Here is a 17,680-nt window from a genome sequence, read left to right on the forward strand (position 1 = left end):
CGGCGCTGTGCGGGCAGCTCAGATCGCGTAGAAGGCCAGGGAGGCTTCGAATTCGGGATCGTCTGTCTGGTGCGAGCGGTACGGGCCGTCTTCCTGGCTCGGCGAGACGCCCGGCATCGCCAGCAGCAGGGCAAGCCAGGTGCGGATCTCGTTGGCTGGCAGGACGGCCCCGAAGCCAGGGCGCCAGATCGTGGGCAGGTTCTTGTCGTCACTGCGATGAAGGGCCAGCAGGGACCAACCGTCTTCCTCGTTCCAGCGCAGTTCCACGCGCTCGGCGCTGGCGAAGGTGTGGTGCCAGGGCTCGTCGAAGTCGTCGTCGGGTGGAAGCAGCGTCATCGCCGCTGTGCGCACGGCGCCGGCGTTGAAGGTCGCGTCGCCGACTTGGATGTCCTCCAGGAGGAGCGCAACCCGGACCGCCTCGATGTACGCCTGGTGGTCCGCCCTGCCGGTGCGGAGTTCGGTGGTGGTCATGGGAGTTCTCGCTTTCGGTTTCGTGTCTCAGTCGGTGGAGACGGGCTGGCGGCTGAACGTGCGATCGAAGGCGAGGTCCACGTCGTCGGCGCGGAACCACATCGCGTCTTCGTCGTCGTCCTGGCGCGGACCGAAGGCCCACCAGGAGCCGTCGTAGTAGGTGAAGGCGACGATGGTCTCGTGCTGCGGATGGGCCAGGCCGGCGTTTGTCAGGGCACGCATCTGCGCTGCGGTGACGACGTTGAGTTCGGGCATGGTGATCACCCCTTGTTCGGATGAGGGCTGGCGCAGGTGCTGCGGAACGCCGGCAAGAGGATCGGGGTACGCCCACCCACGGATTCGCTCAGGACTGAGGTCGGTGGTCGGGTTCGCGTGGCCAGCGCGGCAGCCACCGGCCCACCAGATGGAAACGTGCCCGAGGAAGGTGACAAGGGCCTGATGCCAGTAGACGGCTGACTGACCGGCGCCTTCGGGCCCATACGCTTCCATCCGCCAAGCACGCAGAGCCCATAGCTCTTCGATCAGTTCGGGATGCCGTGGCCAACAATCGGGTAGCCGGTCTTCGAGCACCAGGCGGTAGCGACCGACGAGCCACGCAGTCCAGCCGCGCAGTTCCTCCCACGCCAGCGTGTACTCCGGCTCGGTCATCGCGTGCCACTCGATCAGGGGGACGTGAGCGTCGCTGGATCTCGGCTGGCCCTCGCCAGGTCCCGCGACATCCGACGCAGCCCGCGGCTTGCGAGTGAGACGGTTAGCAGTCTGCCGAGGCCGGCCACGAATCCGGCGTCCGGCGCTCGGGGCGACTGAAGGTGGCGATGTGTGACGGTCGTCGAAGCCGTTCACGGGGTCCGCTCCTTCATCGCTGTCGCGCAGAGGCCAGCGAGTGTGGTGTACGCGTCCCTTTCTGCTTGGGCGTACAGCGCCGCGTCGGGGCCTTCGTAGTGGCGGGTCATCCGGATCTTCACCGCTGGAGTGGTGGCGTGGATGACGAGCGCCTCGCGCGCGGCGGAGCTGAGCGTGCGGATGTCCTCGGCCGTCATGGTCTTGTGCTGCTGGATCGAGGTCCCGGTGGTGATCGAGCCATCGTCCGAGCGTTGGTAGGTGGTCATGTGCCGGTCGTACTCGCCGACCAAGTTCTCCGAGAGGTCACGCAACTCGTTGCCGGACAGGCCGCCGAGGATGAGCTTGACGGTGGCCGCGCCCCAGAGCATCGCTGCCTGTTCAGCGCCCCAGCGGGCTTCGGCCTGGGCACGGGACTGGAGGATGGCGGCGATGAAGATGCCTGAGCCGCCGGCGAACGACATCAGGTCGGGCAGGGACGGGAGCGGGACGACGTTGGCGATCTCGTCGAGGAACAGACCGAGCGGCGGGTCGAGTCGCCCGCTGGGCATCGTGTCCGCGATGCGCTTCGCGGTCTCAATCAGCTCGTCGACGAACACCGCGATGAGCGGAGCGAGAGCACTGGCCTGCTTCCTTTCGACCAGAAGGTAGATAGTCCCCTTCGATCGCAAGAAGGACTCCAGGTCGAAGCACTCGGACTCGGCCTCCGGGCAGAACGTGGCCTGCGCGGTCGGCGAAAGCAACGGAGCGAGCGCGGTCTGGACCGTGGTCCACAGGCCGGACTTGGTCTCCGGCGGCGTCCGGTAGAGGCCGTCCAGCAGCTGGGCGCTGCCGGGTGCAGCGTCCGGGTGATCGCGCAGGAGCTTGACGGGGGTGTCGTCCCGGTCGTTGAGCGACCACGTGAGCACGTCGAGCATGGAGCGGCCGGCGAGCGCGGCGGCGTGCAGCCACAGGGTGAGCAAGTTGGTGGCGTTGGCGCCGAAGTACCCGGCGTTCGACGAGTCCTGCTTCTCACTGCGCCCGACGGTGACCATCACCTCGGCACGCTCACGGGCTTTGTCCAGGTTCTTACAGCCGGAAGTAGGCGACCATCGCACCATCGAAGACCACGACGTCATCCCAGTCGGAGCCATGACTGCGACCGGTCCTCGTCGACCTCGCAGCGCCGCGGTGGCCAGCAGCACGTCCATCCGCATCGACGTCACCAGCGCGGAGCCCGGCCAGCGGTGAACCCACGGGATCACCACCTGCGAGGACTTGCCCTGACGGGGAGCAGCGATCACAACGACGGAGTCCTCGGTGGAGACGGCGAGCTTCACCTTCTCCGGAATGGAGTGGCCGAGCGGCAGCCCGACATCGGTCAGCCCGAACGGCGCCTTCCTCAGGCTCGGGCGTACCACCGGCCCGCGCTTGGTGACGGCCGACGCAGCAAGGTGCACCGTGAGGTCTCTGCGCGTTGCGAATCCGTCGTCGCGTCGTCTGAACCGCACCCATACGCGAGCGCCGACGACGGTCAGCCCGGCGCCGGCGGCGAGTAGGAGAAGGCCGGCGCAGTAGAAGAGCACGGGTCCCGGCAGGATCGCAGCCGCGTCAGCCGGCCAAGCCGTACGCGGGTCACGCAGATGCTCGGCGAGGTGCAGCACGATCGACAGACTCCGCGCAGGCGGGACATGAGGCGCGACACCGTGCGCCAACAGCCCGGCTGCTTCCCCCCACAGCCAGGTGCCGACTCCAGCAACCACGCAGAGTCCGACGGCGAGCATGATGACGAAGTCCTTGCCGTCGTGCACCAGGTGCCGAGCGGGAGAAGGGCCTGCGGAAGGCGTAGCCATCACGAACCAACCTCCTTCCGTCTACGCGGACATCCGCTGGTTGGTGTAGAACCACTCGCGCTCAAGCGGTGTCAGCTCCAGACGAACCGCGGCCGAGTGATGTCGACCGACCTTCCACAGGGCGTGGCCGATGTGCGCCGCGCCCCAGGAGGCGATGTGCGAGCACTCGGGGCCCGTGAGCCCGATGGCGTCGCGAGTCATGGCGAGCGGAGCGACGTCCTGGGCCAGGCACACTCGCACGTCGCAGCTGGCGATGAGGTTCGCCGCGATGGCCGCTTCCGGGCTGCCAGCGGCGCCGACGGTCTCGAAGTCGGCCAGCCTGTGTGTGGCGAGGACCTGGATCGTTCCGGTAGCACGGGACAGACGCAGGTCGCCGTCGAGCTTGCGCACCATCGCGGGAATCCGCATCGCGCGCCAAAGCTCGTCGCGCACGACGAGGCGGACCGGCCCCGCCGGATCGTCGATCGCGGACTGGCCCCAGGACGAGACGCAGGCGAGAGTCATCGCGATCGTCTCGTCTCCGCGACCGTCGAGGCGGGAGAGGTCGACGGTCTGGATCGGTGCGGTGAAGTCGAGGGCGACAGTGGTGGGGCCGTCGAAAAGGCCCGAGAGCGAGCCGTGGACCATCGCGCGCAGCGCATCAGCGACCTGCCGCACCATGTCGCGGAGTTCTTCGGAGTCCCCACCGCGTACCCGCAGGTCCCGCGCCATCTCGCCAGTCGGGTCACGAAGCACTGCCCACACTTGCGGCAGCGTCGGGTCTACCAGGGCGGTAGCCGCACCGGCCTGACCTGTCGCCTCGTGGATGGCGAGGGAAACGGCAGCCTCTTCCGTCGGCGACAGCGGGCGGCCGAGCTTGGTGGACAGCAGAGCATTGAGGAGCGTGAGCCGCCGTCGGTGGATCTCGGCCAGGCGCTCCTCCAACTCGACGGGATCACTGGGCAGATCTTCACCCAGCGGGCCGGCGTCGAGGGGGTTGAGCCGGGCGGGAAGTCCTGGCCCCAGCTGAACTGGCTCCACGCCGAGCCCATGGGCGAGTTCCTTGTACTCGTTCTTCAGGTCGCCGAGGACGAGAGTCTTGACGCCGTAGGACATCAAGCGCAGAGAAAGGGCCTTGATGTATGCCGACTTGCCCGCCCCGGGTATGCCGGTGAACAGCACGTTGGGGTTGGTGATCAGTCCATGGTTGAGCCAGGCGATGGGGTGGCAGGAGAACGCCGCGCCGGTGAGCAGGTTCGTGCCGACGTACGGGCCGACCGCCGGGACGCTACCGCCGTACAGGAACGGGTAGAGCCCAGCAAGCTGTGCAGTTGCGGCCCGATAGACCCGAGGTGGCGGAGCGAGGGCGGCACGGCCGGAGTAGGGGCGATTGATCCCGCGCCGCGGAGCCCTACTCGGCAGGCACGGCTCAGTCCGACCGATCGTGGAAGGCGGTGTAGAAGCAGCGGGAGCCAGAGGTCGAAGCTCAGTAATTGCGATGGCCGGAAGGCTTGTAGCTGCGGCGAGCTGACGACGCTTGCTGACGGTCGTACCCATCGTGGTCACCACCGCTTCGCCGGAAGGCCGAGACCGACGGGAAGGGTCATGGCGAAGCCGGTGTCTTGAGCGCCGTACATCCGCCGCAGTTCGATTCCGATGAGAGCAGCGCCGGCTTCTGCCTGCGCGCAAGCGTCCGGCAGCTCGTTCGGGTCGTCGACCGTCACGGTGAGGTAGCCGGTGAAGCGGCACAGGCCAGACCCGTGCGCATGTTCGGCGTCCTGCGCCGCGGCCCGGTCGAGCGCCACCTGCTCGGAAGCGGAGACGGCCTGACCGGTACGAGCACGCAGCCTGATACCGACCTCGCGCTTCGTACGCTCGACCATCACTGCCTTCTGCGCCGCTCGCGGCCCGAGCGGCTCGATGACGAACGAGAACGAGCGCCTGTGGGTCGCGTCAGCCAGCAGCGACGCCAGCGCAGTCGCGTAGACCGGCGATATCGGCCACGCGTGAATCGAGTAGGTCACCGATACCGCGCCGTCGTGTCGATACGACGACCACGAGTTCTCAGCCGCCGTCGGGCCGGCGGCCGCCGGATCAAGGCCGGCTTGGACGATGGGCAAGTCGCCGTGGCCGACCTGCTCGTCCGCCTCTGCGCGGCGTTGGTCGAGCAAGGCCGCCGCGTGCGGGTCGAACCCCGTGCGAATGGCTTCTGAGAGCGCCGGTGTGTCCAGCCAATGTGGGATCTTGATGCCGGCCCCGGCGAGCTGCGGACTCAGTGCCCGTACTTGCTGGCCGAGAACTCGGAAGGCTCCCTTGTCGCCGCCACCCGCCGCACGTATTGCGGTCAAGGCACGTCTGGCGTCAAGAGAGATTGCCAGCCACATCTGGCGTCGGCACGTGGCCGGCGTTGCGGCGAGCAGCGCTTCGTTCGCCATGACCGAAGCGAGCGGAGCGGCGGGATCGAGGTGCGCGGTGTGCCAGGAACGCAGCGCTCCCCCGGTCTCCGGCACGGTGCGCGACACGAACTGGAGCCGGGCTATCGGCTGTTCCTCGGTGCACAGCGAGGCAAGTACCTCGCCCCAAGCCTGGACCATCGCCTCGGCACGATCAGCATCGAGCAGACCCAATCCGGCCGGGTCGACCAGCGCGACCGCCGTGTAGGTACATGCGTGCGAGTGGTGCAGGACTGCGATCTCCCTGCCCACGCCGTCGTGAGCCGCGAGGATCCGCACGGGTGCGAGCACACCGGGCAGGTCCGGGCGGGGCGGCTCGAGACCGCGCTCCGGGGCGAAGGCCCCGGACAAGAATTCGGTCTTGTGGCGGAACCTCAGAAGGCTGAAGGAGACCGCGGTGATCACCCATTCGTCGAGGGTGCGGCCCGCTACATGCACGTAGGCGCATCCCGCGAGCAGGAGGGCGAGCGGCCAGAACACGATGGCGCCGGCGAGGTTGCCGGAGGCGAGTGGTTGCAGGCCGAAGAAGACGGCAGCTCCGACGAGGGCGGCGCGGCGACCAGAGAGTCCGAGCAGGAAGTGCACCTTCTCGTGCTGCCAGCCGACGTAGGTCCGGGCAGGAACACGTGAGTTCATGTTGATCACGCCTTTCCGTTGTTCGTGGCCTTGCCGGTCGGTCCCCCAGAGACCGAAGGCTCATCGCTGGAACTGCCTGACCGAGACGAGATCGCGCCGCGCGGCATCCGGACGGAGCCGTACATCGGGTATCCAGCGGGGTATGCCGAAGGATTGGCGCCCTCCAGCCCTGCGTGGCCGGCTTGCTGCTCCATCCGCGAGCCCACCGCATTGATCGTCTTGTGCAGAGCTTGGAGTGCGGCGACCGCGACTCCCGCAGGCCCAGCGGACGCCCCGGATCCCGCAGTGCTGCCCGCGCCGGCCCCGGCGCCGCGTGCGGCGTGGGCCGACATGGCTTGACGCTCGGAGAACTGGCCGAACGCAGCCGGGTCGACGCCCGGCCCACCACCGGCCGTGCGGTTGGCGACCGCACCGACCAGCGCGCCCGCACCCATCGCCCCGCCCATCGTGACCGAGGTGAAGGTGAACAGACGCCCGATGGCCGGCCAGGCGAACACGGCCATGAAGAGCACGGCCATCCCGGAGATCACCCCAGTGATGCCGGTCGCGTTTCCGGTCTTGTCGAGGCCGATAGCGAAAACGAGTGCGATGACCGGCTTGACCATGGCCAGCTGGACTCCGCCCTTGGCCAGCTTTCGCCACCACTCAGTGGTCGTGGAGCCGATCTGCCCAGCCGCGCTGATCGGCGCGACCGCCACCATGACGCAGAACACGGCGTTGCGCAGCACGAGCTCAAGCCACAGCGTCAGCACAACGCCGATGCCGATCAGGCCGAACAGCAACAGCAGCACCGACGGGATCGCCGGTCCCGTCGGCGTACTGACTGCCAGCAAGGTGGTCAGCCGCTCAGTGAACTCCGTCATGCTGCTGCCGCTGGACGACACGATCCAGTTCGCCAGGTCGTCGGACGCCGCCATGATCTGGCTGGAGACAGCGAGCGTGAGCAGCGAGGCCAGCACGGCCTTCGGCAACCCGGTCAGCGCTTGTGCCAGCGGCGCGCCGGAACGCGTCCACACCACGGAGCCGGCCTGCACCATCAACAGGACGACTGCGACGACCATGCCGAGCGTCAGGCTGATCGCGTACACGCCGTGGATGGACCCGAGATCGGGATCAGGCATCGAGGCGAACACGCCGCCGAACCACTTCAACACCGAGGCGAAGGCGTCGGCGAAGGAATGGCAGATCGAATCCCAAGCCGAGCTGGCGACATCACCGACCGCGGATTCAGCGCCGGACGCGACCGCGCCGGCTGCCTTGCCGGGTAGCGCAGCCACATCCGAAAGGCACTTGCCGATGTCTCCGTCAAGACAGCCGGAGCCGGATCCTGGAGGGTCGAAGATCACGCGGGCGAGGCTCATGACGCGCCGCCGGTAGCCGCGATGAGGGCGAGCCAGCCCCGCTTCACAGCGTCCTGAGTATCCGGAGTGGCGGCCAGCGAGGAGTAGTCCTGGCCGGTGCGGCCGATGGCCCCGATCTTCCAGTCCCCCGCGATCCAACGCATCTGAACTGGGAACACGCCGGTGGTTTGGGCTGTCCCGCCTTGCGCGTTGACGAACGTGCTGTCGGTGAGCAGGAGGACCAGGACGTCGTCCGCCGCGACGTTCCGCAGCTGATACATCTGCGCTGTGGTCTGGAACGTCACCGGCCGATCCAGCGGCCCGTCCGACCGCAGCTGCAACTCGGACCGGAGCTTGAGGATGCTCGTCGCGAGGCTCGACGGCAGGGCCGTGTTGCCCGGGTCGCCGGCCACGCGCATCACCGACGCGGCGTAGTCCGGATCGAGCGTGGATGCCGCGGCGTCGACGTACTCCGACGCGGCACTGACTGCGCCGATGGGCGTGTGCGGAAAGCCGACCTCGATGCCGTCGGCGACGCGGGCACCGTGAACCAGCGAAATCGGGCCCGATGGAGCTGCTGCGGGGGGAGGGGCGGGCGCCGGGATCGCGGGCTTCGTCCCGGCGGGCCGGTCGTCACGGCCGCAGATCAACGGGACGGTGATTGCCCCGATGACCAGCACGACACCGGCGGCGATAGCTCCCGGAAATAGGCGCTTTGCGCCGATAGGGTTACGCATTGTGACTCCTGGTGGTGGCGATACGCGTGCGATCGGCGGCGGGCTTAGCTCAAGCCGTACGAAGCGGTGATCAGCGTGACCGCCAACCCGACCACGACCGCACCGACGACGGAGCTGAACAGAGTGACTTTCCCGCGCTCGGCCATCTCGGCCCTCCGCGACGTGTTACCGAGCGCGATCATGCAGCCGCCGATGACAGCGGCGCCCGCACAGCAGGTCAGAGCGCCCCACTTGAGCCATGAGAACAAGGTGCCGATCGCGCCCGATCCGACCGGCGCCGCCGGCGGCGGGTCGGGGATCACGCTGGCGGCGTGACTGAGCACCTGGACTGCGGCCTGCTGAATGAGCATCCCGATCATGGCCTTCACCTGCTCCTTAGGCGTTCGGCGAGGCGCGAACGCCTCGCGGATCCGGCCGAGGCATCCCGAGCGGTTCTCGGATGCGGGCCAACTGTTCATCTCTGCGAACAGTGTGAAACCACCATAAGCTGTCGCATGTCGGACACGTCAACCGGAGCGAACGAGGTAAGCTGAAATGACCCAGCAATGTTCACCTGAGCGGACAGCATTCGGGCAGCTGGCACGCCGAGAAGGGACCGTCGATGAGCAAGCAGGCCAAGGGAGCGGGCGAGGAGCCGGCGACGCCTGCTGCGACCGGCGAACGGACTCCGCCCGACGAGCAGTCACCGCATCCCAGCACGGCCGACCCAGGCGTCATCGCCGAGCGGCTGCAGTACCTGTTCGAGAACAAGCGCAAGCCGGACGGCAAGAGGTACTCCTACCGGGAGGCCATCCGGGCGATCGAGGCCGAGGGCGGAGCGTCGATCTCGGTCGGGTACCTGTCGCAGCTGGTCAACGGGGTCAGAACGAACCCGATGATGGACGCGATCCAGGGCCTTGCGAAGTTCTTCGGGGTCCCGCTGTCGTACTTCGACGAGCACGAGGACACCGAGGAGACGAACGAGCAGCTCAAGCTGGTCGCCGCACTCCAGCACGCCGGGGTCCAGGACGTGGCGATGCGCACGGTCGGGCTGCCGCCGGAGAGCGTCAAGCTGGTCTTGAGCATGATCGACCGGGTGCGCGAGGTCGAGGGACTGCCGCCGGCCGAATCGGCGCCCGACACGGACGAGTAGCACTCGACCGCTGGTCCGCCCCGCTGCGGCATGGACTCGTGCCGCTTCGAGCGCCGGGTGAACTGCGGTGAATCGAGAGCAGTCGCGCCGCGAGTGCTCGGCGCTGGTCGCCGGCCTCGACCTCCCCGCCCCGTTCGATCTCCAGGGATTCTGTGCACAACTCGGTCGGCTCCTCGGCCGAAGCATCGTCCTGATGTCGCACTCGATGGTGATCGGCGGACTGTGCGGGGCTTGGATGAGAACGTCCAACGCCGACTACGTCTTCTACGAAGAGGACACCTCGCTGCTGCACCAGCAGCACATCGTCTTCCACGAGATCGGGCACATCCTGCGCGCCCACGTGCCCGGCAAGGAGCTCAGCAACGACCTGGCGCGGACCATCGCGGCCGGCGCGAAGGTCAGCGACGTCTTCCGGGTGCTCGGGCGGGACTCATACGCCGAGGACGACGAGTTCGAGGCGGAGCTCATCGCGACGCTGATTCTGCGCCGGATCGGACGCCAACCACTTCGAGAAGTGCCACGAGCCACGGATCCCAGCGCCGATGAGGTCATCGCGCGCATCACGACCTCTCTGTCGCGAGGTGAGCGATGAACACCACCCTGTATCCGCTGACCGCGCTGTTCGCCTGGACGGTCGTGCTCTCCAGCGCTAAGCGGTTCCCCGCCATCATCAAGGAACCGGCGCGTCTGGCTGCCTGGTTCCTCTACCTGTCCTTCGCGCTGATTTTCACCGCCGGATGGTCAGAGGTCTGGAACCGGACCGACGCTTGGACCGGCCTGCCCGAGTCGAACACGCTCATCACGATGTGCCTGGTCGTGTGCTACAGCGCCAGCCAGCTTGCCCTCCTGCAGCTGTGGTCCTACAGCCCGGATCAGGCACGGCGCCGTATCAAGGTGACGATCTCGATCGTGGCTGTGGTGCTCACCGCGATGATCACGCTGTTCGTACACAGCGACTCCACACACCACCTCCAGCAGTCGTTCAAGGACTGGTACGGCGGATCGGTCGAGTACGACACCTACCTCTTCATCTACCTGACGACCTACACGACCGCCGAAGTCGAGGTCATCCGCCTGTGCCGGCGGTACGCGAAGGTGATGAGCCCCAGCTGGCTCCGCACCGGCCTGATCACTGCGAGCATCGGCGCAGCCATCGGACTGTTCTACAGCCTCACTCGGTTGGCCGACATCGCCGCCGCCCTTGCCGACGTCGACATCTCCCCGTTGGAAAACGTGGCCGAAGTCGGCGCTGGACTTGGCGCACTTCTGGTCATGATCGGTCTGACCCTGCACTGGTGGGGACCGCGCATCTCCGCGCTCGCTCAACGTTCACGGCGCTTGATCGCCTACATCCGGCTGCGTCCGCTGTGGGCGAGCTTCTACTCGCTGGATGCCTCCATCGCTTTCGATGACCCGCGCAGCCCCGGTTCCAGGAGCGTCATGGGCAGAATGCGCACCGCAACGCGCGTGCTCAGCGATGTGGAGTATCACGTCGCGCGACGGATCGTGGAGATCCGCGATGGGATCCTCACGCTCCGGCCTTACCAGGACCCTGCATACGCGGAGCACGTTCGCGTGCTCTTCGCCAGCCGCGGTCTCGTGAACGACGACCTGGACGCCGCGGTCACCGCCGAACAGATCCATGCCGCGCTCGACGCCCGTGAAGCCGCGACCCACGGTGAACGTACTTCGTCGCCCACAGCGGGAAACTCCCCCGCCGACCTCGACGCCGAACTGGCGTGGCTGTTGAAGGTCACCAAGCACTTCACCAAGCGGTCGGCGATGCCTCACGAGCTCGCCGACACCGACTTGACCCCGACCGGAGGTATCGCATGAGCACCAGCCAGCCCTTCACCGAGCCGATCGAAATGGCCCCACACCTGTCCGGCTGCCCGTACGACGCGTACGCGCAGTTACGTGAGGCCGGCGGCGCCCACCAGGCGGTCAAGCCCAGCGGCGGGCAGGTTTGGGTGATCAGCCGATACGCCGACGTCAAAGCACTGCTGTCCGACCCGCGCATGTCGATCGAGACGCGCAACTCGCGCCACGGATACCAGGGCTTCGGCCTACCGCCGGCCCTCGACGAGCACTTGATGAACGTCGATGACGAGGCACACGCCAGACTTCGCGGCCTGGTCTCCTCCGCGTTCACCCCCCGCCGCGTCGAGGCTCAGCGCGAGCGCGTCCAGGCGGCCGTCGACCGGCTGATCGCCGCGATCGCCGCGGACGGACATGCCGACCTCGTTGACGCGCTCGCCGTCCCGACGCCCGTGGTCGTCATCTGCGACCTGCTCGGGATCCCGGAGTCAGACGGCGCCGCCTTCCAGGCCTACACCCGATCGCTGATGACGCCGAACGACCCGAATCGCCCCTCCACCCGCGAACTCGTCGCCGGCATGCACGCCTGCTTGGTGGACCTGATCGAACGTAAGCGCGCCGAGCCGGCCGACGACCTGCTCACCGCGATGATCGCCGCTCGTGACGGTGACGACCGACTGACCGAGAACGAGCTGACATCGCTGGCGTTCCTCATCCTGTGGGCCGGTTTCGAGACCACCGTGCACCTGATCTCCAACAGCATCGCCACCGTCCTCGGCGAACCGGGGCTGGCGGACCTCGTCCGTGAGGAACCCGATCCGCACACACCCCGTATGGCCGCACTCGTCGAGGAACTGCTGCGGCGAGACGGACCCATGCTCACCGCAATCCGGCGTTTCCCAGTCGAAGACATCCACGTCGGCGAGCGGACTGTGCCCGCTGGCGAGACGGTCCTGCTCGCTATCGGCTCGGCAAACCGCGACCCGCAGTACATCACCAACCCCGACGACATCGACCTCGAACGGGCCTCCAACGGGCACCTCGGCTTCGGCCACGGACCGCACTACTGCCTCGGCGCCCCGCTCGCCCGCATGGAAGTGCGCACCGCCTTGTGGACCGCGATCCACCGGCTGCCGAACCTCGCGCTCGCCATCCCCGAGCACGACCTGCCCTGGAAGCCCGATCATCGGCAGCACGCCGTCACCGCACTGCCCGTCACCTTCGTGGCGCAGCCCGCCTGATGAGGAGAGCAGCATGCCCGTCAAGCCCGCCATAGCCGCCGCGATATCGGCGCCCCTGCTCGCCGTAGCCGCAGTCGCCGCCATAGCAGGGGCCATCATCACAGCACCCGACTCGACCACGACATCCATATGCACGGCCGGCTTCCGTGGGAACTCAGCCCACACCGGAAACCTGAGCGCTGCACAACTGTCGAACGCCCAGATCATCGCCCAGGTCGGCATGAACATGGGCGTCCCAGCCCCCGGCGAGGCGATCGCCATAGCCACCGCACTACAAGAGTCCGGCCTCCAGAACCTCAACTACGGGGACCGAGACAGCCTGGGGCTGTTCCAGCAACGCCCGTCCCAAGGCTGGGGCAGCCCCGCACAGATCCTGACTCCGATGTACGCCGCCCGGCAGTTCTACGGCAGACTGCTCCAAGTCCCGGGCTGGCGCTCGATGTCCACCACCGATGCCGCCCAATCTGTCCAGCACAGCGGTTTCCCCGACGCCTACGCGAAATGGGAGGACGAGGCCCAGGCCCTCGCCGTCGCCTTCACTGGCGGCGAAAACTGCACGCCGGAGGATTCGAGCGATATCGCCGTCGCCGCAGCAGTTGCCAACGCTGCCAGCTACCACATCCCGGCCGGCGTCCCCGCCCCCATAGCCACTGCCATCAGCTTCGCGCTGGCGCAAGTCGGCAAGCCGTATGTCTGGGGAGGAACCGGTCCCGACAGCTGGGACTGCTCCGGCCTGATGATGGTGGCCTACCGCGCCGCAGGCATCACGATCCCTCGCGGCAGCATCGCGCAATCCACCGTCGGCCAGCCGGTCTACGACACGAACCACTTGCTGCCGGGCGACCTGCTGTTCGTCCCAGGATCGGACGGAACCGTCACCGCGCCAGGACACGTAGGCATGTACCTGGGCCAAGGGATCTTGGTGGAGGCGCCCCACAGCGGACTGACTGTCCAGCTGAGCACGCTGGCCGGCTACTGGAGGGATAATCTCGTCGCGATCCGCCGCGAGGTTTATTAACTACTGTAGGTTCCGGACTTCGATGCCCTTTTCCGGATCCCGATGTCCCCTCGGTGTCCTTTGGGACCCGACTTCCGGAATCCCAGGTCGCCAGTATCGCCGGTTGGGGTGAATCGGTCGCCATTGCAGGACGGCGTTCGGCTTCTCGTCCAACGCTGGCTTTCGTAGAAGGGCTGTGCCAGGGGGTGGAGACCGCATGTCGGACGTGGATGTCGCTACGGCAGCCGTGCAGGCAAGGGACGGCAACGACGAGCTCACCGATTACTCGTTCCACGATGCACCGCTCGGGAGCCTCCTGGAGGCAGGTCCGTGGCGGACGTTCCGCTGGCACCTGGGGTAGAAGCACTACTCGGGCACCTACTGGGCAGTCACAGAACGGAACCACGTGATCTTCGAGTCCCGGTTGGAGTTGGCGCGGCTGCTGTTCGCTGACTTCGACCTGGGAGTGTCGCGGATCCTGGCGCAGCCGTTCCTCATGACGGCGACCGTCGACGGCATGCAGCGCAGGCAGCTCGGGCGCGAAGGTGCGGTGCTGTTGCTTCACGAGACCGGGGACGTGAAGAAGGGCTGCTAATGCCGAACTCGGCATTAGCAGCCGTATGACGTCCGAGCGGTAATGCCGCGTCGGGGGTGCTGAGCTGGTGCCTCTTTCGAGTGGGCGCCCGAAGGAAAGCCCGCATGGCACTGCCCGGCTTTCACCGAGCAGCAGCGCCCCGAGATCGAGGCGCGCCTGGGTATGACGATCTCCGAGTTGGAGGCCGAAGCGAACGGCTTCGCCGAGCATGCTCTGCTGGGCGAGCCGGCCGCCATGCGTTTACAGTTCCCCGGCCTCGCCCCGTACTCCGCGTGCCGCGTGGCCGACGCCGAACTCGGCTTACTGCAGCGGGGGCCCGACATGCTCCGTGTCGTACTTGACTGTAAGTGCCTCGATGCGCGGGTCATTGTCATCGATGATCCCGCCGTTCTCCTGAGCGAGTGCGGCGATCTCGTAGAACAGCCCGTCCGGGCCGGCGGGCGCGAACATGACCAGGAACCTCGCCCGCTCGGGTCCAACCACCAGGGGCGCGTGGACCGTTCCGCGCGGCACCATGACGAGCGTGCCCGGCGTGGCGCTTACCCGCTGGTCGCCGACCTGGAAGTCCATCTGGCCCTGGAGGACATAGAAAAGCTCCTCACTGCTGTGATGGATGTGAATAGGCGGGCCGAAGCCAGGCTCGGCCGTCCCCTCCATCACGGCGATGGAGCCTGAGCCCTGATCGGCGGCGACCTTCCCCATCAGGTTGGGGATCATCACGCCGTCACCGGGGATCGGCCGACCCCCGTCGGCGGGGAGGATGATCGCCCCGTTAGGTAGATAGCTCATGAGGTCTTCCCTTCTGAGCAAAAACGGACTTTACTCCGCTTGCTAAATGTAAGCATTCTTAGCTCAGGGATTTTGATAGCGGCGGCGGGTGGTGTCGCTTATTTTCACGGCTATGGCTCGTATATCAGAGGCCCGTGCGGAAATGCCGTGTTCTGTGACTCCTGGGGAGGTGGTAGTGCGCTTCCGCGGGGCAGGGAGGCTCACCGAACACCCGTCGCTCCAGTCACACATGCCGTTCCGGGCACACGGCTAGTTATGTGGCCTCTCGGGGTCTGGGCGGCAGGACGAGTCGCCGGCCCAGACCCAGAGGAGATCTTCAGTGGACTTCGGCGCCTAGGGCGAGGTTGAAGCCGGCGCCGTTTCGCGCCAGCCCCATCAGCAGGATGCTGGTCCATTCAAGGACCGAGGCCATCTGGAGTCCGCCCGTGTCGAGGGGCCGCAGGTCGATGCTCTGTAGAAACGCGGCGACTTGTGCCTTCGCCTCGGTGCTGTCGCCTGCGAGGAACGCGTCGAGCGGTATGTCTTGAGCGAGGACGTGGCCGAAGATCGTGTTCAGCGCTTTCACGACGGCTGCGTCCTTGGGAGCGGCAGCGGCGATCTCCTGGGCTGCCGAGTTGCCTGGGGTGGTCACGAGTCCGCTGGCGTCGGCGTTGAATGGATTGGAGATGTCGACGAGGATCTTGCCGGCGAGTGACTTGCCGTAGTTCGCGACCGCGGAAACCGTGTCGGTGTAGGGGATGGCCACGATGACGATGTCGCCGAGCGGTGTTGCGCCGAATGGTGCGGCAGTGGCTCCGTTGCCGATCTGGTCGGCGAGTGCCTGGGCCTTGGCGGTGTCGCGGCTGATGATCTCGATGGTGTGACCGTGCTGGGCCGCTCGGGTGCCGATGGCGGTGGCCATGTTGCCCGAGCCGAGGATGCTGATGGTGGTCATGGTGCGTGTTCCTCCGTCGTGTCTGGGTCGGTCGGCTGAACTGGTTTGGTCGCCGTGATCGTGATGGGTTGCGCCAAGAGCGTTGGCCGCGGGTGCGACTGCCACGCGTGTTATTTACGTCCGCGGGCGACATGATCGCGTACGGCGGGGATCGTCTCGGCGGCGAAGCGTTGGAGTATGTCCGGGTCGTCGCTGGCCAGGATGAAGATGCTGACGCCGTCCTCGAGGGTCATCTGGGCCAGTTCTTCCGCGGTCTGCTGGCCCGGGAAGATGTTGAGCAGACGGGTGATGTCGCGGGGGTCGCGGCCTGCGGCCCGTGCGGCGTCGTCGATGATGGCGTTTCCTTTGGGCAGGCCGCCGGGTTCCATGGTGGGCAGCGACGGCAGCCAGCCGTCGGCCTTGCGTCCGACCAGATCCTGCATTTTCGGCTTCTGGGCGCCGATCCAGATCGGGATGTCGTGTGCGGGGGCGGGGCCGCGCTCGGCGCCGCGGACCGTGTAGAACTCGCCATCGACGTCGAGGGTCCCGGGCCCGTCGGCGTCCCAGGTCCCGCGGATCACGTCGATTGCCTCGCCCAGGGCCGTCACGCCCTGCATGGGGGTGAGCCGCCCTCCGCCGACTGCCTGCACAGCGTCCCAGAAGAAGCCGGCGCCGAGCCCGAGGCTCGTTCGTCCACCGGAGAGCAGGTCGAGGCTGGCCATCGCGCGGGCGAGCACGGCGGGGGGCTGGCGCAGCGGCAGGTTCAGCACGTTGCCGGCCAGGCCAATGGTTTCGGTCCGCGCGGCCACCCAGCTCAGCAGAGTCCAGGTGTCGAGGAAGTCGGCCTTGTAGGGGTGATCCTGGAAGGTGACGAAGTCGAAACCGAGCCGCTCACTGAGCTGCGCCAATTCGACTGGACGGTGCGCTGGGGAGTTGGCGGGCGAGATGAACGTGGCGAAACGCAGAGGATGACCATAGTCAGGCATCGGTGCCTCTCCTTCAGTGATTCGTGTGCGGCCGGCCTCGAGCAAATGTGGTCGCCGACCTGGGTTCGGCGTGCCCGGGGTGACGGGCTCGCGGAGGGCCTCGATGCCGAGCGCAGTGGCGTACTTGCTTGCCGTTAGATCTGGCTGAACCCGCCGTCGACGACCAGGTTCGCGCCGGTGACGAAGCTGGCGTCCGCCGAGGCGAGAAACAGCGCAGCGGACGCGATCTCCTCGCTGGTCCCGAGCCGTCCCAGCGGTATTGCGGAGGTGATCTGCTCCCGAAATTCGGGGCCGACGGTGCTGAAGAGCGCGGTGTCGATCGAGCCGGGACTGACGACGTTGACCCGGATGCCGCGGTCCTTCAGCTCGGCGGCCCAGGTGCGCGCGAGTGAGCGTACGGCCGCCTTGCTCGCCGAGTACACCCCGGCGCCGGGGATGCCCTTGGTCGCGCTGGTCGTGCCGTTCAGGATGATCGACGCGCCGTCGCTCATCAACGGCAGCAGGTACTGAACGGTGAACACGGTGCCTCGGAAGTTGACACCCACGAGCGCGTCGAACGTGTCCGGGGTGATGCTGCCCAGCGGGTCGGACACCGAGCCGAGACCGGCGCTGGCGAACAGGACGTCGACTCGCCCTTGCTGCTGCCGCACGGTCTCGGCCAAGCGGGCCAGGTCGTGCAGACTTCCCGAGTCCGCCTGCACGCCCGTCACGTTGTGGCCGATGGCGGCGACCGCCTCGTCCAGTCTGGCCTTGTCTCGTCCGGTGATGAACACGTGGGCGCCTTCGGCGACGAACAACTTGGCCGTCGCCAACGCCATCCCGGACGTCGCTCCAGTGATCACTGCGACCTTGCCATCCAGTTTGGGCATGGTGTCCGTTACCTTTCTGTCGGCCGCCGGGCCGATCGGTGTGCGAGCCCAC

At 67.2% G+C, this 17,680-nt stretch carries 19 protein-coding genes; 7 read left to right on the forward strand and 12 right to left on the reverse strand.

Annotation, left to right across the window (positions count from 1 at the left end; all coding sequences use genetic code 11):
* Window positions 1–18: 18 nt before the first annotated feature.
* The 8 genes from ABH920_RS16435 to ABH920_RS16470 all read right to left on the reverse strand — a co-directional run bounded on the left by ABH920_RS16435 (window position 19) and on the right by ABH920_RS16470 (window position 8,656).
* Window positions 19–471 (reverse strand): hypothetical protein, encoded by a 453-nt coding sequence (locus ABH920_RS16435; RefSeq protein WP_370349844.1) that lies wholly within the window; start codon window positions 469–471, stop codon window positions 19–21.
* A 27-nt stretch (window positions 472–498) separates the two neighbouring features.
* Complete coding sequence (locus tag ABH920_RS16440; RefSeq protein WP_370349845.1) at window positions 499–1,119, reverse strand: hypothetical protein; 621 nt, start codon at window positions 1,117–1,119, stop codon at window positions 499–501.
* Window positions 1,120–1,310: 191 nt separating this feature from the next.
* Complete coding sequence (locus ABH920_RS16445) at window positions 1,311–3,143, reverse strand: type IV secretory system conjugative DNA transfer family protein (protein ID WP_370349846.1); 1,833 nt, start codon at window positions 3,141–3,143, stop codon at window positions 1,311–1,313.
* 21 nt (window positions 3,144–3,164) lie between these two features.
* A complete protein-coding gene (locus ABH920_RS16450) occupies window positions 3,165–4,304 on the reverse strand; it encodes a type VI secretion protein (RefSeq protein WP_370349847.1) in 1,140 nt (379 codons plus the stop codon).
* Window positions 4,305–4,684: 380 nt separating this feature from the next.
* Window positions 4,685–6,211, reverse strand: coding sequence for an SCO6880 family protein (locus tag ABH920_RS16455; RefSeq protein ID WP_370349894.1), 1,527 nt, complete (start codon window positions 6,209–6,211; stop codon window positions 4,685–4,687).
* A gap of 5 nt (window positions 6,212–6,216) precedes the next feature.
* Window positions 6,217–7,488, reverse strand: a complete 1,272-nt coding sequence (locus ABH920_RS16460; RefSeq protein WP_370349848.1) for a hypothetical protein — start codon at window positions 7,486–7,488, stop codon at window positions 6,217–6,219.
* 80 nt (window positions 7,489–7,568) lie between these two features.
* Window positions 7,569–8,288: a hypothetical protein gene (locus ABH920_RS16465; RefSeq protein WP_370349849.1), complete on the reverse strand. Its 720-nt coding sequence runs from the start codon at window positions 8,286–8,288 to the stop codon at window positions 7,569–7,571.
* A gap of 44 nt (window positions 8,289–8,332) precedes the next feature.
* Window positions 8,333–8,656, reverse strand: a complete 324-nt coding sequence (locus tag ABH920_RS16470; RefSeq protein WP_370349850.1) for a hypothetical protein — start codon at window positions 8,654–8,656, stop codon at window positions 8,333–8,335.
* A 233-nt stretch (window positions 8,657–8,889) separates the two neighbouring features.
* Between ABH920_RS16470 and ABH920_RS16475 the strand changes: the two genes are divergently transcribed.
* The 7 genes from ABH920_RS16475 (at window position 8,890) to ABH920_RS16505 (ending at window position 14,071) form a co-directional block, all read left to right on the forward strand.
* Window positions 8,890–9,420 carry a helix-turn-helix domain-containing protein gene (locus ABH920_RS16475; protein ID WP_370349851.1) on the forward strand — a complete coding sequence of 177 codons (531 nt, stop codon included), beginning with the start codon at window positions 8,890–8,892 and terminating at the stop codon, window positions 9,418–9,420.
* 67 nt (window positions 9,421–9,487) lie between these two features.
* Complete coding sequence (locus ABH920_RS16480) at window positions 9,488–10,012, forward strand: hypothetical protein (protein WP_370349852.1); 525 nt, start codon at window positions 9,488–9,490, stop codon at window positions 10,010–10,012.
* Window positions 10,009–11,256: an MAB_1171c family putative transporter gene (locus ABH920_RS16485; RefSeq protein ID WP_370349853.1), complete on the forward strand. Its 1,248-nt coding sequence runs from the start codon at window positions 10,009–10,011 to the stop codon at window positions 11,254–11,256. Before ABH920_RS16480 ends, ABH920_RS16485 begins: the two co-directional genes overlap by 4 nt.
* On the forward strand, window positions 11,253–12,479 hold the full coding sequence (locus tag ABH920_RS16490) for a cytochrome P450 (protein WP_370349854.1): 1,227 nt from the start codon (window positions 11,253–11,255) through the stop codon (window positions 12,477–12,479). The genes ABH920_RS16485 and ABH920_RS16490 overlap by 4 nt, the downstream gene beginning before the upstream one ends.
* Before the next feature lie 13 nt (window positions 12,480–12,492).
* Entirely contained in the window at window positions 12,493–13,497 is a 1,005-nt protein-coding gene (locus ABH920_RS16495) for a C40 family peptidase (RefSeq protein ID WP_370349855.1), read from the forward strand.
* Between the two features lie 196 nt (window positions 13,498–13,693).
* Complete coding sequence (locus ABH920_RS16500; RefSeq protein ID WP_370349856.1) at window positions 13,694–13,837, forward strand: hypothetical protein; 144 nt, start codon at window positions 13,694–13,696, stop codon at window positions 13,835–13,837.
* A 45-nt stretch (window positions 13,838–13,882) separates the two neighbouring features.
* A complete protein-coding gene (locus ABH920_RS16505) occupies window positions 13,883–14,071 on the forward strand; it encodes a hypothetical protein (RefSeq protein ID WP_370349857.1) in 189 nt (62 codons plus the stop codon).
* A gap of 300 nt (window positions 14,072–14,371) precedes the next feature.
* Here ABH920_RS16505 and ABH920_RS16510 read toward each other — a convergent pair whose 3' ends face one another.
* The 4 genes from ABH920_RS16510 to ABH920_RS16525 all read right to left on the reverse strand — a co-directional run bounded on the left by ABH920_RS16510 (window position 14,372) and on the right by ABH920_RS16525 (window position 17,628).
* Window positions 14,372–14,860: a cupin domain-containing protein gene (locus ABH920_RS16510; RefSeq protein WP_370349858.1), complete on the reverse strand. Its 489-nt coding sequence runs from the start codon at window positions 14,858–14,860 to the stop codon at window positions 14,372–14,374.
* A 316-nt stretch (window positions 14,861–15,176) separates the two neighbouring features.
* A complete protein-coding gene (locus ABH920_RS16515; protein ID WP_370349859.1) occupies window positions 15,177–15,794 on the reverse strand; it encodes an NADPH-dependent F420 reductase in 618 nt (205 codons plus the stop codon).
* A 110-nt stretch (window positions 15,795–15,904) separates the two neighbouring features.
* Window positions 15,905–16,759 (reverse strand): LLM class flavin-dependent oxidoreductase, encoded by an 855-nt coding sequence (locus ABH920_RS16520; RefSeq protein ID WP_370349860.1) that lies wholly within the window; start codon window positions 16,757–16,759, stop codon window positions 15,905–15,907.
* A gap of 134 nt (window positions 16,760–16,893) precedes the next feature.
* Entirely contained in the window at window positions 16,894–17,628 is a 735-nt protein-coding gene (locus ABH920_RS16525; protein ID WP_370349861.1) for an SDR family oxidoreductase, read from the reverse strand.
* Window positions 17,629–17,680 lie beyond the last annotated feature (52 nt).

Source organism: Catenulispora sp. EB89 (assembly GCF_041261445.1).
GTDB lineage: Bacteria > Actinomycetota > Actinomycetes > Streptomycetales > Catenulisporaceae > Catenulispora.

What these genes read in the sequence shown, in the direction of transcription:
- ABH920_RS16435 (WP_370349844.1), bottom strand. Translation starts at nt 471, where the DNA reads ATGACCACCACCGAACTCCGCACCGGCAGGGCGGACCACCAGGCGTAC.
- ABH920_RS16500 (WP_370349856.1), top strand. Translation starts at nt 13,694, where the DNA reads ATGTCGGACGTGGATGTCGCTACGGCAGCCGTGCAGGCAAGGGACGGC.
- ABH920_RS16455 (WP_370349894.1), bottom strand. Translation starts at nt 6,211, where the DNA reads ATGAACTCACGTGTTCCTGCCCGGACCTACGTCGGCTGGCAGCACGAG.
- ABH920_RS16440 (WP_370349845.1), bottom strand. Translation starts at nt 1,119, where the DNA reads ATGACCGAGCCGGAGTACACGCTGGCGTGGGAGGAACTGCGCGGCTGG.
- ABH920_RS16475 (WP_370349851.1), top strand. Translation starts at nt 8,890, where the DNA reads ATGAGCAAGCAGGCCAAGGGAGCGGGCGAGGAGCCGGCGACGCCTGCT.
- ABH920_RS16445 (WP_370349846.1), bottom strand. Translation starts at nt 3,143, where the DNA reads ATGGCTACGCCTTCCGCAGGCCCTTCTCCCGCTCGGCACCTGGTGCAC.
- ABH920_RS16465 (WP_370349849.1), bottom strand. Translation starts at nt 8,288, where the DNA reads ATGCGTAACCCTATCGGCGCAAAGCGCCTATTTCCGGGAGCTATCGCC.
- ABH920_RS16510 (WP_370349858.1), bottom strand. Translation starts at nt 14,860, where the DNA reads ATGAGCTATCTACCTAACGGGGCGATCATCCTCCCCGCCGACGGGGGT.
- ABH920_RS16520 (WP_370349860.1), bottom strand. Translation starts at nt 16,759, where the DNA reads ATGCCTGACTATGGTCATCCTCTGCGTTTCGCCACGTTCATCTCGCCC.
- ABH920_RS16490 (WP_370349854.1), top strand. Translation starts at nt 11,253, where the DNA reads ATGAGCACCAGCCAGCCCTTCACCGAGCCGATCGAAATGGCCCCACAC.
- ABH920_RS16515 (WP_370349859.1), bottom strand. Translation starts at nt 15,794, where the DNA reads ATGACCACCATCAGCATCCTCGGCTCGGGCAACATGGCCACCGCCATC.
- ABH920_RS16525 (WP_370349861.1), bottom strand. Translation starts at nt 17,628, where the DNA reads ATGCCCAAACTGGATGGCAAGGTCGCAGTGATCACTGGAGCGACGTCC.
- ABH920_RS16495 (WP_370349855.1), top strand. Translation starts at nt 12,493, where the DNA reads ATGCCCGTCAAGCCCGCCATAGCCGCCGCGATATCGGCGCCCCTGCTC.
- ABH920_RS16485 (WP_370349853.1), top strand. Translation starts at nt 10,009, where the DNA reads ATGAACACCACCCTGTATCCGCTGACCGCGCTGTTCGCCTGGACGGTC.